This is a genomic window from Pelatocladus sp. (genome assembly GCF_059505505.1).
Map to the genome: position 1 here is coordinate 1 of NZ_JCACKS010000036.1, position 16980 is coordinate 16980.

The window sequence follows — 16980 nt, forward strand, 5'->3', positions numbered from 1 at the left end:
AACTTCTATTGACGTTCTTTTACCACAAAATATACTATTTTGGAGATGTTTAATATATTGTGATGCAAATTCATTAAAACTGCTGAAAGCTATTTACCTGCTTTGCAAAGTCATGTCTAATTACTTATTATTACTGTTTATTTTTGTTAATTTTATTTCGGGAATATATCCTGCTTCTGCTCACAAAGTCAAAACAACAGCAGATGTAGGTGCAACTCTACACATGGAACCAAATGATACTCCTCGTGCTGGAGAAGCGACAAGAGCCTGGTTTGCTTTGACACGCAAAGGTGGTAAGGTGATTCCGCTAACACAGTGTGATTGTCAATTGCTGGTTTATGCCGAACCTCATGCTTCTGGAGAACCGCCCCTACTAGAGCCAAGATTAAAATCGGTCTCAGCAGAACGCTATAAAGGAATACCTGGGGCAGAAATTACTTTTCCCAGAGCAGGTAGTTATCAACTGCTGTTACTTGGAAAACCAACAGTACGGTCAAAATTTAAACCGTTTCAGTTGAAGTATAGAGTTACCGTGGCGGTTGGAGCAGCACAAACAAAGCCAGATACACAAGTAGTAAAAAATGTCAATCAAAATATTACTGAAAAAACAGAACAAGGAATACCCATTTGGGCGATCGCAGCTTTAGGTTTTTTTGGAATGGGTGTGTTGTTGTTTGTAGTGCAACGAGTGAATAAGGATTAGGGATCGGGGAGCAGGGACCGGGGAGCAGGGACCGGGGAGCAGGAAGAGACTTGTCCCCCTTGTCTCCCCAATTCCCAATCCCCAATTCCCGCTCCCCGATCACTTGTGTCTCTGCTGATGCCACTGCCAGGCGTGGTTGATAATTGGTTCTATGGATGAATATTGTGGTTGCCAGTTTAAGATTTTTCTGGCTTTGTCGCTACTGCCAATCAAAGCAGGTGGATCACCAGGACGGCGATCGCATTCTACAACTTTGAGATCACGACCTGTAATCGACTTAGCAGCCTCAATGACTTCTTTAACAGAAAAACCGCTACCATTTCCTAAATTGAAAACTTCGCTCTTACCACCTGTTAATAAATATTCCAAGCCTAAAACATGAGCGTTAGCTAAATCAGTTACATGGATATAGTCCCTTATGCAAGTACCATCGGCTGTGGGGTAATCTGTACCAAAAACAGATATTGATTTGCGTTTACCCAAAGCTGTTTGTAGTACTAAAGGAATTAAATGAGTTTCTGGATTATGGTCTTCTCCCAACTTGCCACTAGGATCAGCGCCAGCAGCATTAAAATAGCGGAAAATAACTGATTTGAAATCATAGGCATTACCAAAATCAGATAAAATTCTCTCTACCATCAGCTTGGTAGCACCATAGGGATTAATAGGATCTTGGGGATGGTTTTCGGGAATTGGTATAGTCTCGGGAACTCCATAGGTTGCACAAGTAGAAGAAAATACAAATTTATTTACAGAAGCTTCTAACATCGCTTCTAGTAAAGTGAGAGTTCCCAAAACATTGTTGCGGTAGTATTTGGCAGGATTAGTCACTGATTCTCCTACATACGCATAGGCAGAAAAATGCATCACTGCTGCAATGTCATAGCTTTGAAATAACTTATCTAACAAAGGGCGATCGCTTGTATCACCAACTACGAGTTCCACTTGTAAAACTTTTTCTACTAAATCACGGTGTCCATACACGAGATTATCGAGAATAATTACTTCATAACCAGCCTGCAATAGGGCAAGTACAGCATGGGAGCCGATATATCCAGCCCCTCCCGTTACCAAGATTGTACGTTTTACAGATGACATAGTTTTTCCTTTTACTGAGACGACTACTTAATTAAATTAATCTACCTAAACCTAAATACTGATCTGGAAAATTACAAAAACTGCGGTCAGTTGAAAAAATTTGCTCTAAAATCACTACGACGGTAGTCTTTGTGTGAGGGGGAGTCACCCCCCAGGGTGGAGATATTTCTCTACCTTTAGGGAGTGACATCATTAGTAATTTTTAGTCGGATAAAAGTGCAACACTTTTATTTGACTGTAAAATAACTCAAATGCCCAAAACTGCTAGGCTGACTGCACCAGAAGATTTGAGAGTTCACTTATGTTTGTACTTCTAAGCCGGGTTCTTCTTTGGCTGCTTCTTTTAGCGGTTCTAGTCTCTTTGTTCCAGAGATTTTATCCGAAAGGAACTTTTGTCGGGCGATTATTTTTAGTAATTTTGGCTGCTGTTGTACTTCTATCGTTTGTTAATCCTACCGAACCAGCCATTGCTTCTTTGTGGAGAGTAGTGTCCTTTCCACTCAAACCTTTGGGAGCATCAATGTTATTAATGATTTTTGCCGCGCAAACTTTAAAAGATGGTGCGATCGGAAAACCAGGAGGATTATATGTCGCTTGGGCGTTAACGATTTTGTTGTTGGCTAGTACGCCAGCAGTTGCCTATTTTTTAGTTCAATCGCCGATCGCCAAATTTGCTAACCCTAATATTGCTCTGTCTGCACCCAAATCTGGGACATTAGTGGCATTTAAACCAAACTCTACTGTAGCGAACATGTCAGATGTAGTAGGTGATAGCATTTTTTCACAAGCACAACCAAATTCATATCTGTTACAAACTCCAACCGAAGTTCGCAGACGTGGGTTGCAATTGGAAGACTTTGTACCCAGTGCGGACACATTGGCGTTGACAACACGAGTTTGGGAAAGTTATCTCAATCAGATTTACTTTTTCTTACGTGGTGGTCAACGATAAAGCAAACAAAGCTGCAATTCAAGAGGCCACAATGCTACATTTGTAGCTGAGTGGCCTTATTTTAAGATGCTGGAATGGCAAAAACACGACGCCTTGCTGTACTTGCTACTTACCTGCGTCCGCACTGGCGGGAAGCAACATTTGGTATTGTCGCTCTATTGACTGTCAATGGACTAGGTGTTTACATTCCTTTATTGATTCGTTCAGCAATTGACAAACTCTCAGCTACATTTACTTTCAATCAGTTATTCAGTTATGTAATACCAATTATCCTACTGACTTCAGCAATGTGGTTTATTCGCATGGCGTCGCGCATCTGGATATTTGGTATCGGACGCCAAGTCGAATTTGAACTCAAACAGCGAATTTTTGAACACTTACTCAAGCTAGAACCATCATATTTTACTACCAACACTGCTGGTGACTTGATTAGTCGCGCTACTAGCGATGTAGATAATATCAGGCGATTATTAGGTTTTGCAGTATTGAGTCTAGCAAATACCTTTTTTGCTTACATTTTGACATTACCAGTCATGCTCTCAATTAGTGTAGACATGACATTGGCGTCGTTAGCAGTCTACCCTTTGATGTTGTATTTTGTGTATCTGTTTAGCGATCGCCTCCGCAGTCAACAGTTAGCAGTGCAGAATCAACTCTCTGAGATCAGCGATGTGATTCAAGAGGATATCAGTGGTATTGCTTTAATTAAAATTTACGCCCAAGAAGAAAACGAACGGCGTGCTTTTGCTCAGAAAAATCAGCAATTATTGGGAGCTAACCTCAAACTTGCAAAAAGCCGAAATACACTGTTTCCTTTAATTGGTGGAGTAGCTAATGTTAGCTCCCTAGTCATTATCTTGTTGGGAGCAACACGCATCGCCGCCGGAACTCTGGATGTTGGTAGCTTTGTTGCACTGCTATTGTATGTAGAGCGTTTAGTTTTTCCCACTGCTTTATTAGGGTTTACAATCACCACCTACCAACGAGGTGAAGTGAGTATTGATCGCGTCGAGTCAATTTTGACTGTGACAGCCAAAATTAAAGATCAACCAGATGCAATTCATTTGCCAATAGAGCAAGTACAAGGGCAATTGACAGCAAAAAACCTTTGTTATATTTATCCTGGTGCTTCCAGTCGCGCTTTAGATCGAGTCAACTTTACTATCGCACCAGGAGAGACTGTCGCAATTGTCGGAGCAATTGGTTCGGGGAAATCAACTTTGGCTAATGCTTTACCTCGCCTGTTAGATATTGACGAAGGACAATTATTTTTAGATGGAATAGATATTACTAAAATTGCCATAACAGACTTACGTGGTGCGATCGCCTACGTTCCCCAAGATAGTTTTCTATTTAGCACCACCGTCAAAAATAACATCCGCTATGGTGATCCTTTAGCAGAACAGCAAGAAGTAGAATCATCTGCCAAAAATGCCCAAATTCACCCAGAAATATTAAATTTCCCCCAACAATACGAAACCATCGTTGGTGAACGCGGTATTACTCTTTCTGGTGGTCAACGCCAACGTACAGCTTTAGCAAGGGCAATGCTAGTTAATGCCCCTGTTTTAATATTAGATGATGCCCTCTCCAGCGTTGACAATCAAACGGCTACAGCAATCTTGAACAATCTTTCTGGTGGTAAGAAACGTAAAACTGTTATTTTTATCACCCACCAACTTTCAGCCGCAGCTGTTGCTGACCGAATTTTTGTAATGGATAAAGGTAAAATCGTCCAAACAGGTACACAAGCAGAATTATTACAACAACCAGGTCTTTATAGAACTTTGTGGAGTCAGCATCAAGTTGAGGAATTGCTGCATTAAGGGAGGGTGGGAGCCAAAATTTTGTAGAGACACGATATATCGTGTCTCTACATCCGGATTCATACCACATTCAGCAATGCCCATTTTTATATGTTTTTTTGATGTTTTTTTGATGAAGTGAGAAGTTATGCGTATTGCTATAACGAAGACTGGCTGAACTTAAATACTACTGAAAGATTATTTGCTGGCATTTGATAAACATTGAGTAAACTGAGATTGTGTCTACTAGCTGCTGTGACGACATCTTCAAGATTACGCACACCCCATTCTGGATTTTGGGCGCGTAGAGATTCATCAAAAGCAGCATTACTTGGTGCAGTATGTTTGCTATCTCGTTTAAACGGCCCATACAAATAGAGGATACCACCAGACGGAAGAATGCGACCTGCACCCGCCATTAGTCCCAAACAAGCAGCCCAAGGTGAAATATGAATCATGTTGATGTTGACTATGGCTGTAATTGGTGAAGTAGTAAATAATGCTTCTTTCTCTATCATCCAGACTGGCTCACGTACATCAATCTCTAAAGGTGGCTGAAGAGTTTCACAGGGTAAATGTGTACTCCAAGCAGCGATGCTAGCACGGTGTAAGGGATTGGGATCAGAAGGTATCCATTGACGAGGAGACAGACGAGGAGCAAAATACACCGCATGTTCTCCAGTACCGCTAGCAATTTCTAATACACTACCCGTTGCGGGTAATACTTGCAACAATACTTCTAGAATTGGTTCACGATTGCGCTGTGTAGCTGGGGCGTATTGTCGTGTGTCTTGTGGTGTGTTCATTCTATGTTGTAGATTGGCAGTTGGACTGTAAATGTGGCTCCTTGACCAATTCCCTCACTAGTAGCATAAACCTGACCGTGGTGCAGTTCAACCAAATGATGAACAATAGCTAGTCCTAATCCCAATCCCCCATATTTTCTGGTTGTAGTACCATCTGCTTGGCGAAAGCGATCGAACACATGGGGTAAAAAGTCCGAACTTATACCTTGTCCTGTATCAGTGATTGTAATTTCGGCGAATCCATCAATTTGCTGAAGCCAAATCTGTACTTGACCAGCAGGAGGAGTAAATTTAATAGCATTAGAGAGGAGATTACAGACAATTTGCTGCAAGCGTTCTGCATCGCCCATGACTGGACTAATGAAGGGACTAAGCATGGACTCTATTTGAATTGACTTGGCCTGAGCTTGTGGTTGTATATCTTCAATTGCACCATGAACGATTGGAACTAGGTAAAGAGGTTGTAACTCCAAACGCAGCTTGTTCTGAATGATCATGGAAACATCAAGGATATCTTCAATCAATTTTTTCTGCTGTCTGGCGTTACGTTCAATTGTTTCCAGAGCTTTGGTGGCGATCGCTTCATTCAATTGTCGATTTCTCAGTATATGCGCCCAACCCAACATAGAGTTAAGCGGTGTCCGAAGTTCGTGAGAAACGACAGCTAAGAATTCATCCTTGAGACGGTTTGCTTTCTCAGCTTCTTCTCTTGCTGCTTGCTCTTGGCGTATTAGTTGTTTACGTTCTTCTTCTACTTGTCGGCGTTCGGTTGTATCGCGCCAAGTCACAACTACCCCGTCTCCAAACTTCACAGCACGAATATCATATGCTCTTTGCTTGCTGGTTGATTGTTGATTATTATTTATTAACCATTCCCCATCTCCCCCATCTCCCCTATCTTCCAACAATAATTCCTTTACCAGTGGTTCACCCGTTTCTACAACTCGACAGTATTCTGTAAATAGACCACTTGTCTGATGTCTGGGCATGAGTTCACACAATCGCTTACCTAATTGCTCTTCTTGTGTAAACTGGTGATTTTCACAAGCAGCTGCGTTCACATAATCAATGCGGAAGTCTATTATCCTACCTGATGTGTCACGGATAGCAGAATAAATGCCAAAGCTGTCTAGGATGGTTTCTACAGATGTACGAAATAATTCTTCGCTCTTACGTAATTCTGCCTCTGCTTGCTTGAGTAATTTTCGTTCTTCGGCTTCTCGCAAGGCTCGCTCTACTGCTGGAACTAGTCGCTCCAGGCGTTGTTTGAGTACATAATCTGTAGCTCCACTTTTGAGAGTTTCAATGGCTCGCTCCTCACCAAGTATCCCAGAAATGATGATAAATGGTACTTCTGGACAGATAGCACAAGCAAGTTCTAAAGCAGAAAAGCCATCAAAGGAGGGAAGAGCGTAATCTGCCAGAATTAAATCCAAGGTTTCGGTTTTGAGAGCTTCTATAAAGTCCGCACGAGTCTCTACCCGTACCAACTCGCAATTAATTTTACTTTTTGCCAAAGCTGTACCAATCAACTCGGCGTCTGCCCAAGAATCTTCCAGCAGCAGAATACGCATCATGATATTATTTTGATAATATTGTCGCCACGCTACAGTTTTCCTATAGCTATAGGAACCTAGCAGCATTATTTTCAAGAAATTTGCTCAGTTCAGACATCTAGCTGGCGATGTAAATTAGAAATTTGTTGGTGGTTGTAGAGACGTAGCAATGCTACGTCTCTACAACCACCCTTGTGATTAGGTATTTGTTTTCGGTATAGTAAAGTAGATTTTTGCCCCTTGATTGATGGCTCCCTCTGCCCAGACTCTGCCATGATGTCTGTGAATAATTCGCTGGATGTTGGCAAGTCCTATACCTGTTCCTTCAAATTGTGTTTGGTTGTGGAGGCGTTGAAATATACTAAATAAGCGATTGACATATTGCATGTCAAATCCTACACCATTATCTTGGATGAAAAAAATAGTTTCTTGCTCATCCTCAATACTGCCAATAGTAATGACTGATTGGTGACACGGTTGAGTAAACTTAACAGCATTTTCAATCAAATTTTGCCATACAAGGCGCAACAGAGAGCGATCGCCCCACGCATGAGGTAGTTGCTGTAAATACCAAATTACATGTCTATCAGGAAAAAGCATTTCTGTTTGTTGTTTTGCTTCCCAAACCAGACGATTCATATCAACGATAGAGTAGTGCATTTCTGCACGTCCGGTACGAGAGTAAGTGAGCAAATCATCTACCAGTTTCCCTGCTCGATTAGTTAATTCTAAAATTGCTTGCAGATAATGCAAGCTTGTTTGATCACTGCTTGTGGTTTCTAGGTGTTCTTTCAATAAATGGGCAAATCCATCAATTTGGCGAATAGGCGATCGCAAATCATGAGATACTGAATAAGCAAAAGCCTCTAATTCACGGTTAATGGCTTCTAGTTGGGCTGTACGTTCTTGGACTCGACGTTCTAAACTTTGGTTAAACTGAAGAATTTCTGCTTCTGATTGCTTGCGTTCTGTGATATCTTCCACTAAGCCATCTATAAAGGTTTCGCCGTCTAATTGATTCAGGGTTTCACTAAAAAGTACCCAGATGTTTTTACCGTCGGGGCGTTGTAAATGTATCTCTCTCTCCCACTCTTGCTGAGATGGACGTTCGTTAGTCATAAAAGAGTAGAGTTGTTCAACAATAAATGACTGAACCTCCTCCAAAGATGGTAAACCTAAAATATTTAAAAAAGCCGTATTTATATCTAAAATTTCTGCTTGAGGTGTAACGCGGAATACACCAATTCTGAGTTGATTCAATAATGACTGTAAGCGCAGTTCTAGTTGATTTGCTTTACGACTAGTTTGATATTGTTGCCAGACTGAACGTATAGCTTGGGTGAGGCGAATAAAATGTTTTGTAGATTTGATTACATAGTCATCTAATCCGGCTTTCATTGCCTCAACCGCTATTTCCTGGGAACCTGTGTTGGTAAACATAATCACAGGACAATTGCGATCGCGAGATTTGATAGCACGCAAAACTTGTAATCCTGTCGTCCAATTGAGTTGATAATCAGTAATGACTAAATCAAATTTATCTGCTGTTAATGCCTGATTCAATGCATTAGCATCAATTATTTCTATAACTTGGACTTGAGAAAACTCTCGGCTTAATTCTCTGATCACCAGCAGGCGATCGTCTGGGTTATCATCTACCAGCAAAATGCGTTGAATTGAATTATTCTGAGTACTCATCGCTGGTTTTTACCCGTTGACTGGGAGATCGGGAGAAGGGGAGAAGAGAAATATTAAAAATATTTCTTCTGCCTTCTGCTTTCTGCCTTCTTGTATTAAGTTGAGTAAACAGAAGGATACTGATTAAATTGTAGCCAGTAGGAGTTTAGTGCTTGCATCATCTCCTGTAAAGCATTAAATGCAACAGGTTTAATCAGATAGGAGTTTACCCCCATATCATAAGCACGGTCAACATCAACATTTTCCCGCGAAGATGTGAGAACCACAACCGGAATTCGTTTTAGTAACGGCTGTTGCTTGAGCCATTCTAGAACTTCCAGACCAGAACGACGTGGTAGTTTTAAATCTAGTAATATTAAGGCTGGTAGTGGATATTTTTCTCTTTCTTCATAGCAGCCTTGACCTTCAAGGTAGATAATTGCCTCATCCCCATCTTTGACAACATGAATAGGATGATTCAAATTTGCCCGACGAAATGCCCTCTCTATTAAGAAAATATCATTGGGGTCGTCCTCTACCAGCAAGATGCTACATTCACCGTGACTCATCATTATAAGCTGGCTCCTTGACATTTTTCATTCCTGGACGCCAGTAGAAAGATAAATAGTAGAAGATTTGGTTGTGCTAAACAGAATTTTCATATCGATTGTTTAGTAGTCAAATGTATATACTATTCGAGAGGGTAATCACAAAAAGACACTCATAGCATGACATAATTCCATCTACCGCTCCGTACGGTAGCGTACATAAGCTCCAGATTTTTCTCAAAAAAGACTAGTTAATATTGCTGAAAAAGCGGTGATATTTCACTTTTGCTCTTCGTTGAGCAAGCGATCGAATTCTTTTTTAATAAAACCGTAACACTCACAAGCAGTTGTCTCCAAAGCTAGGCGATTGAGAATCGTAATCCGACCTCGACTGTAGCGGATAATACCTGCTTGTTGTAGTAAACCAGCTGCTACAGTCACACCAGAGCGTCGCGTACCCAGTAATTCAGCAATAAACTCTTGAGTAATTTGTATAGTATCAGAAGCCGTATGGTCTTGGGCAGTAAGCAGCCAACGGGCAAGCCGTGCTTCTAACGAATGATGACGATTGCAAGCAGCAGTTTGACTAATTTGGGTAAGTAAGGCTTGGGTATAAAGTAGCAATTGCCTTTGCAGAACTCCACCACGAATAAATTCCCGTTTGAGGATTTTGGTATCTATTTTCATCGCAGTACCAGCAACTTGCACAATCGTGCGAGTTGTTGTTAAATCGCCTCCTAAAAATGCGGGATAGCCTATAACTCCATTGCTACCTACCATACCAACTTCTGTTGTCGAACCATCCTCAAGAACAGCAATTAAAGACACCATTGCTCGATTCGGGAAATAGACATGCTTAATATTTTCCCCCGCTTCATAAAGAACTTGACCGAGGGAAAGTCGCACCTCTTCTAGATGGGGAGCAAGGCGCTGGAACTCCAAATCTGGTAAAGCCAGCAGTAGCTGATTAACTAGCACGGCATCGCTTCCATCACTTCTAAATCAAGCATCTTAAATTGACATGGCTGGAGTAACCCTGTCTGTACGGTAGCGTACATAAGCACTAGACTTCTTGCAGAAGTAAGGTAATCCTCTAACAGGATTTTGGATTTTGGATTGACCTTACAGATAAATCCTACGGTGTACACACAAGTCGAAAAATATAACTAACCGACCTTAGCTTGAATTTAGTAGGGTGCGTTATGGACGGAACGGAACGTCGTTAACCATCGAAAACCACCGAATGGTACGTTGCACTGCGCGACAACACACTCTACAAAACTTTTTGTTTTTTTCTAACCCATAATTTCTTTCGGTCTATTGCAAAGGCTAATGGGCAAAAATATTAAGTATTAAGCAAGCGGGCAAACTCATTTGTTACTATGCCATAACATTCGCAAGCAGTTGTTTCTAGTGCAGTTCTGTTGAGAATTATAATTTTTCCGCGACTGTAGCGGATCATGCCTTCTTCTTGTAAATTACCTGCTGCAACTGTGACTGTAGCACGACGCGTTCCCAACAAATCGGCGATATATTGCTGAGTTAAAAATATCTCATTTTGACCAAGACAGTCCTGAACGCACAACAGCCAACGAGCAAGTTGTTGTTCTGTAGAATGGTGAAATTTGCAAACCGCATTTTGCCCAATCTGGGTTAAGAGTGCTTGGGTGTATAGCAGTAGTTTTTTTTGTAATACTCCCCCCCGCTCAAATTCATGCTGAAGGATTTCAGCATTCATTTTCAAAGCACCATCTGCTATTTGTACAAGCGCACGGCTATTAGTAAATTTTCCGCCTAAAAATGCTGGAATGCCAATCATACCCTCATTGCCGACAATGGCAAATTCGGTGGTTGAATTATCCTTGAGAACGGAAATTAAAGACACCATTGAGCGGATGGGAAAGTAGACTTGTCGAATCACTTCCCCACGATCATAGAGAATTTGCCCTTGAGAGAGCCTTGTATATTCTAGATGGGGAGCCAGGTACCGATACTCCTCATCCGGTAAAGATGCCAAGAGTTGATTAATCGACCTGGGATCACTATCGGATGGAGACATGCTGTTGTCTGTTGGCAGAACAGTCAGGACGTTACATAACTGCTAGAGAATGAAAAAAAAGCATACTCTGAGAGCTAGTGACGACGTGAGAAGTTGTCATAGGTTAATAAAAATTTGCAAACGACTTCTTCTCCCTACTGGAAGATTCGTACGTTAGCGTACAGATTATAAAGGAAGAAGATAGGAGATGGACGGATTGGCAGATGGAGACAAACCAATTAAAAATTAAAAATTAAAAATTAAAAATTAGAAATACTAACTAGTTAGCAATTATCTGCTAGTAGCAACTCAATCCAAAATTGGCTACCCTGTCCTAATTGCGATTCAACTCCTACACTACCTCCCATACGCTCAATCCCCCGTTTAATAATTGCCAAACCGATACCAGTACCCGGATAAGATTCTATGCCATGCAAGCGCTCAAAAGTTATGAATATTCGTTGTTGATGTTGCCTAGCAATGCCAATTCCGTTATCTTCCACCCAAAGACGTACCCATTTTTTTGAGATAGAGGTTTCTGAAGATACAGGAGTGTGAAGAGTATGAGAAGAATTTACTCCCTCTTCTGCCCAGATCCGCACTTGCGGTTTAACATCACTAGCGACAAACTTAAGGGCATTACTAATCAAATTAATCAACACCTGTACTAAGATGCTGTAATGTGCTTTCACAATCGGTAACGGTGACTCGATGGTTATGTGTGCTTGAGTAATTTGTATGTCTGAGTGTAATTCATTAATCGCCTCAGCGATCGCACTCTCCAAACTGAGTCGTTGTAGCCAAATTTCGCCGCGCCCTAGACGACTGTAAGCAAGCAAATCCAGAATCAAAGTGTCCATCCGTGCAGCTGCGGTAATAATACGCTGGGTGTATTCTTGTCCTGTTTCGTCTAAATCAGATTTATAGTCTTCTTGTAAAGCTTGGGCTAGTCCTTGCATGGCACGCAGTGGGGCGCGTAAATCATGGGAAACACTGTAGGTAAAGGCTTCCAATTCCTGATTGATTTCTTGTAGTTGTATGGTGCGTTCTTTGACTTTTTGTTCTAAGTTTTCGTTGAGTTGCTTAATTTCTGCTTCAGCTTGTTTGCGATCGCTAATATCAATAACTAGCCCACAATATCCTCTGACTTGGCCATTTTTGGCGATGTCGGGAACTAAAATAGCTTGAATATAACGCTTTCCTCCTTCTCGATAAGGAAGTTCTGCTTCATACTCAACTAAATTTCCTGCTAGAGTACGTTCTACTTTGTCTTTCATGATTTGATAGGCTGCTTCTCCCACAACTTCTACTAGGTGCTTGTCGTAGATTTCCTCTGGAGATAAGCCAAACCAATCTTTGTATGTTTTGTTAATGAACTGATAGCGTTGCTGGGTATCGATATAAGAAATACAGACGGGCAAAGAGTTGGCAATTAAGTTTAACAATTCTTGATGCTGACGACCTTTGTCTTCACTTAAGAGCAATTGTTGGCTGATGGTTTGCGTATTTCGCCGAGCAGTTTTTAGGGAGTTAATGAATGCAACAATAAATAGCCCCTCTACCAAAAATATAATCAGTTGGAGATTTATCCAAAAGTTATTGACAAACAATGATTTCGCTGGAGTTAAGAAAAAATAACTACTCACCACACCAGACAAAACAACTGCCAATATACCAGGGCCAACTCCTCCATGACGACTAGTCGCCATTATGGCAACAAAAAATAGTAAAAATGGCGTTTCGTATTGTAGACCAGCCCAATAATTTAGCAGTAGTTTACCGAGTAATGCGATCGCTACAGTTAAAAATGCAATACTGTAGTGCCAAATAATTCGGCGTTTTCCTCTCAACATATTTTTTGCTCAAGCTTACAAACCGCTCAAATAGAGAGGCTAGCTGTTAATATGACTATTCTAAATGGGTAGTACTGGACTCGAACCAGTGACATCCTGCTTGTAAGGCAGGCGCTCTACCAACTGAGCTAACCACCCGTTTTTGCTCACAAGAATTAATGTTAGCACACTAACTTGAAAAACGCGATAGTATTTTTAAGAAAATTTTTGCTTAACTAATCCAAAATCCAAAATTTAAAATCTAAAATTTCTATGCCTTCTGGTCAAACGCACGATCGCATTACTTTGTGGGCTTTGCCGTTGGTTGCTGGAGCCACTTTTGTCCAAACTAAAAGTGGCAACTTGACTTTATTGGTGGCAGGTGGATTTATGTTTGGGGGGCTGATGTTTGGCCCTGACTTGGATATATACTCCCGTCAATATCAACGTTGGGGTTTATTACGTTGGATTTGGATTCCTTATCAAAAAAGCCTGCGCCATCGCTCTTTTTTATCACACGGGCCAATTATCGGTACAACATTGCGAGTAATTTATCTGAGTGGCGTCGTGGGAATATTAGTAATTTTGGTTACAGTAGTTGCCCAAATGCTCGGTAATGGGGACTGGAGTAGGCAGATTTTGAGTGAAATTGTGAAGCGATCGCTCTTGAATCACAGTCTAGAATTGCTAGCACTATTGCTTGGGCTGGAATTGGGTGCAATGAGCCACTCTCTGAGCGACTGGAGTAATTCTGCATACAAGCGTGTGCAAAAGCAAGGTATTCAAGGTTTATGGCCACGTGCGAAAATGAAGAAACGTAAAGCTACAACTCGCGGTAGTCGTCGGACAAAAAGTATGGCAAGCAAGGGAACCAAGGGAAAAAGTAGTAAATAAGCAATAATAAAACTCAATATGAAAAACTTTGAAACTTTGGCAGCGTTACAAGAATTAATAGATGTGGTGGCAAAGTTGCGATCGCCTGATGGTGGTTGTCCCTGGGATTTAGCGCAAACTCCTGAAACACTAACAGAGTATGTTATTGAAGAAGCTTATGAAGTGGTAGATGCGATTAACAGTGGAGACAAAGAAGCGATCGCAGAAGAATTAGGCGATTTACTTTTACAAGTTGTCTTACAGTCACAAATCGCCAAGGAATATGAACAATTTTCTTTGCAAGAAGTAGCGCAAGGTATTTCCCAAAAACTAATTCGGCGTCATCCTCATGTTTTTGGGGATGTGTCGGTGCAAAATGTGGATGAAGTGCGGCAAAATTGGGAAAAAATTAAAGCAGCAGAAAAAGGCGAACCATCTCCAGAAAATCAAAAACTTAGTGTAAAACTCAGTAGTTACGCCCGTAAGCTTCCTCCTTTAATGGCGACGATGAAAATTTCTCAAAAAGCTGCCGCCGTTGGATTTGAATGGGAAAATATTGATGGAGTGTGGGATAAATTTCATGAAGAATTGCAAGAGTTTCACGAAGCTTTAGACCACGAAACACCAGAACGACAACAAGCTGAATTAGGAGATTTATTATTTTCTATTCTCCAGCTGGCTCGTTGGTACAATCTTGATCCGAGCGAAGCTTTACAAGGAACGAATCAGCGTTTTATTCAGCGCTTCCAAAAAATAGAAGGCTTTGCCGATCGCCCCCTTTGTGATTACTCTTTAGAAGAGTTAGAAGCACTTTGGCAACAAGCGAAAGCACACTTGAAAGGGGATTAGGGATTAGGGATTGGGGATTCTCCAGAGGAGACGCACTCGCGTTTGAGGATTGGGGAAGGTGGGGCCCCCTCTGGGGAACTCGGGGCCCCCACTCCCCCCAAGGGAGTGGGGATTAGGGGCGAAGGGGTAATGGGGATTAGGGATTGGGTATTAGGGACAAAAGAAATGGGGAGAATGACCAATTACCAATTACCAATTACTATTAACCAATGACATCCACTAAAAACAGTTTATGAATCGTCGTGAATTTATTGGTTGGGTAGGTGTGGGGAGTTTAGCTAGTTCTCTACCTTTAGTTATTGCAGCTTGTTCTTCTCAAACAAACTCCTCATCGACTACCACTTCTGCCCGTACTGATGGTTTTCAAGTAGCTGGCAGCATATCAGATTTAGACAAAAACGGTCAACTCTTTAACGAGGAAAGTGCTGCTGGTAAGGTGTTGGTTATTAAAGATCCTGGTAATACTAGCAAGGTAATTGCCGTCAACCCTACTTGCACCCATAAAGGCTGTATTGTGGGATGGAATAAAGACCAAAACGCTTTTGTGTGTCCCTGTCATGGTTCTAAATATGCCATTGATGGTAAAGTGATTAATGGCCCAGCAGACAAACCTCTTGCTACCTACACAGCCAAGGTGGAAGGTAATGAAGTTTTGGTAAAAGGAAGCTAATATTGACATTCAAGAGTAAATTGTTAATGGTTAGTAATTTGAGATTTGCCTGATTCAAGTTTGTGCCTTTACACCTGCCGTGAGTTGATAGGATTGGGAAACGGCATAGATTTAGGTTGTTGTGTGGCATGAATATTTCTGATGATCGTTTATCAAACCTAGTTGCAATAGCTAAAAAAACACGTCTGGCGGCACTCAAGTTGTCAGTTTTATCAACTGAGGCAAAAAATCAAGCGATCGCAGCGATCGCTCAAGCTTTAGAATCAGCAAAAGATGAAATTTTGCAAGCGAATGTTGCTGATTGCCAAGCTGCTGCTGCTGAAGGTATTGCTAAACCACTTTATAAACGCTTGCAGTTAGATGAGTACAAATTAAAAGATGCGATCGCAGGAGTAACAGATGTTGGCAAACTTGCAGATCCTGTCGGTACAGTACAGATAAATCGTGAACTTGATACAGGTTTAATTCTCAAGCGAATCACTTGTCCTTTGGGTGTTTTGGGCGTGATTTTTGAGGCGCGTCCAGAAGCAGCAATTCAAATCGTGGCTTTGGCGATCAAGTCGGGTAATGGTGTGATTCTTAAAGGTGGTAAAGAAGCTATTCGTTCTTGTGAAGCCATAGTCAAAGCAATTAAACAGGGATTATCTACAACTGCTGTTAATCCTGATGTGGTGCAGTTATTGACAACCAGAGAAGAAACTTTAGAACTTTTAAAATTAGATAAATATGTAGACTTAATTATTCCTAGAGGTTCTAATGCTTTTGTGCGGTTTGTCCAGGAAAATACCCGTATTCCCGTACTAGGACACGCCGATGGTATATGTCATCTCTATATAGATCAAGCTGCTGATTTGGAAAAAGCAATCACCATTACTGTTGATGCAAAAACACATTATCCGGCTGCATGTAATGCTATTGAAACTTTGCTAATTCATGCCGATATTGCTCCAGAGTTTCTACCAAAGATTGCTGAGGCTTTGCAAACACAAAATGTCGAAATCAGAGGCGATGAACGCAGCCACGAAATTTTACCAAGTCTGAAATCAGCCACAGAAACAGACTGGGAAACCGAATACAGCGATTTAATTTTAGCAATTAAAATTGTAGATTCTTTAGAAGAAGCGATCGCTCATATTAATGATTACGGTTCCAAGCATACCGATGCGATCGTTACAGAAGATCCAGAAGCGGCTAACACTTTCCTGATGCTGGTAAATGCAGCAGGAGTTTATCACAATTGTTCTACTCGCTTTGCAGATGGTTTCCGCTACGGTTTTGGTGCAGAAGTGGGAATCAGTACCCAACAAATACCACCGCGAGGCCCTGTTGGTTTAGAGGGGTTAGTTACATATAAGTACCAATTAACAGGTAATGGTCATATTGCTGCTACTTACACAGGTGCTAATGCCAAATCCTTTATTCATAACGATATAACCTAAGCAAAAAGCCTGGTAAGTTGGATAATATCTGTCTTGATGTCTTAGTGTCTTGGTGTTGGAAAAAGTATTTTTTCACCATAAAAAAGCACCCTCCGAAGTGGAGGGCGCTTTTTCATCTATTTATTCGACTATCT

15 protein-coding genes and 1 tRNA gene are annotated in these 16980 nt (G+C 41.2%); 7 read left to right on the forward strand and 9 right to left on the reverse strand.

Features of this window, described 5'->3' with window-relative positions:
• Positions 1–112 precede the first annotated feature (112 nt).
• Positions 113–703 (forward strand): hypothetical protein, encoded by a 591-nt coding sequence (locus AC5JMK_RS03895; protein ID WP_096678235.1) that lies wholly within the window; start codon positions 113–115, stop codon positions 701–703.
• A gap of 99 nt (positions 704–802) precedes the next feature.
• Here the strand turns inward: AC5JMK_RS03895 and galE are convergent, their stop codons facing one another.
• Positions 803–1801 carry a UDP-glucose 4-epimerase GalE gene (gene galE / locus AC5JMK_RS03900; RefSeq protein WP_495909437.1) on the reverse strand — a complete coding sequence of 333 codons (999 nt, stop codon included), beginning with the start codon at positions 1799–1801 and terminating at the stop codon, positions 803–805.
• Positions 1802–2102: 301 nt separating this feature from the next.
• On the opposite strand from galE, the gene fraI reads away from it, so the two are divergent.
• The gene (gene fraI, locus AC5JMK_RS03905; RefSeq protein ID WP_096678239.1) at positions 2103–2753 is read left to right on the forward strand and encodes a septal nanopore formation protein FraI; all 651 of its coding nucleotides are present in this window, start codon (positions 2103–2105) and stop codon (positions 2751–2753) included.
• Positions 2754–2827: 74 nt separating this feature from the next.
• A complete protein-coding gene (locus tag AC5JMK_RS03910; protein ID WP_096678241.1) occupies positions 2828–4579 on the forward strand; it encodes an ABC transporter ATP-binding protein in 1752 nt (583 codons plus the stop codon).
• Positions 4580–4716: 137 nt separating this feature from the next.
• Here the strand turns inward: AC5JMK_RS03910 and AC5JMK_RS03915 are convergent, their stop codons facing one another.
• The 8 genes from AC5JMK_RS03915 to AC5JMK_RS03950 all read right to left on the reverse strand — a co-directional run bounded on the left by AC5JMK_RS03915 (position 4717) and on the right by AC5JMK_RS03950 (position 13174).
• Positions 4717–5364, reverse strand: coding sequence for a DUF938 domain-containing protein (locus tag AC5JMK_RS03915; RefSeq protein WP_096678243.1), 648 nt, complete (start codon positions 5362–5364; stop codon positions 4717–4719).
• The gene (locus AC5JMK_RS03920) at positions 5361–6941 is read right to left on the reverse strand and encodes a sensor histidine kinase (RefSeq protein ID WP_495909438.1); all 1581 of its coding nucleotides are present in this window, start codon (positions 6939–6941) and stop codon (positions 5361–5363) included. Before AC5JMK_RS03920 ends, AC5JMK_RS03915 begins: the two co-directional genes overlap by 4 nt.
• 177 nt (positions 6942–7118) lie before the next feature.
• A complete protein-coding gene (locus AC5JMK_RS03925) occupies positions 7119–8618 on the reverse strand; it encodes a sensor histidine kinase (protein ID WP_096678247.1) in 1500 nt (499 codons plus the stop codon).
• 95 nt (positions 8619–8713) lie between these two features.
• On the reverse strand, positions 8714–9169 hold the full coding sequence (locus AC5JMK_RS03930; protein ID WP_096678249.1) for a response regulator: 456 nt from the start codon (positions 9167–9169) through the stop codon (positions 8714–8716).
• A 255-nt stretch (positions 9170–9424) separates the two neighbouring features.
• Positions 9425–10123, reverse strand: coding sequence for a Crp/Fnr family transcriptional regulator (locus AC5JMK_RS03935; RefSeq protein WP_096678251.1), 699 nt, complete (start codon positions 10121–10123; stop codon positions 9425–9427).
• A 367-nt stretch (positions 10124–10490) separates the two neighbouring features.
• Positions 10491–11204 carry a Crp/Fnr family transcriptional regulator gene (locus AC5JMK_RS03940; RefSeq protein WP_096678253.1) on the reverse strand — a complete coding sequence of 238 codons (714 nt, stop codon included), beginning with the start codon at positions 11202–11204 and terminating at the stop codon, positions 10491–10493.
• Between the two features lie 263 nt (positions 11205–11467).
• Positions 11468–13036 carry an ATP-binding protein gene (locus AC5JMK_RS03945; protein WP_495909439.1) on the reverse strand — a complete coding sequence of 523 codons (1569 nt, stop codon included), beginning with the start codon at positions 13034–13036 and terminating at the stop codon, positions 11468–11470.
• 65 nt (positions 13037–13101) lie between these two features.
• A tRNA-Val gene (locus AC5JMK_RS03950) sits at positions 13102–13174 on the reverse strand.
• Between the two features lie 114 nt (positions 13175–13288).
• Here AC5JMK_RS03950 and AC5JMK_RS03955 point away from each other — a divergent pair.
• From AC5JMK_RS03955 to AC5JMK_RS03970, 4 genes are all read left to right on the forward strand, one after another.
• Complete coding sequence (locus tag AC5JMK_RS03955) at positions 13289–13909, forward strand: metal-binding protein (protein WP_096678257.1); 621 nt, start codon at positions 13289–13291, stop codon at positions 13907–13909.
• 18 nt (positions 13910–13927) lie between these two features.
• Positions 13928–14737, forward strand: coding sequence for a nucleoside triphosphate pyrophosphohydrolase (gene mazG, locus AC5JMK_RS03960; RefSeq protein WP_096678259.1), 810 nt, complete (start codon positions 13928–13930; stop codon positions 14735–14737).
• A gap of 232 nt (positions 14738–14969) precedes the next feature.
• Complete coding sequence (locus tag AC5JMK_RS03965) at positions 14970–15407, forward strand: QcrA and Rieske domain-containing protein (protein ID WP_096678261.1); 438 nt, start codon at positions 14970–14972, stop codon at positions 15405–15407.
• 128 nt (positions 15408–15535) lie between these two features.
• A complete protein-coding gene (locus AC5JMK_RS03970; protein ID WP_096678263.1) occupies positions 15536–16846 on the forward strand; it encodes a glutamate-5-semialdehyde dehydrogenase in 1311 nt (436 codons plus the stop codon).
• Positions 16847–16980: the final 134 nt, after the last annotated feature.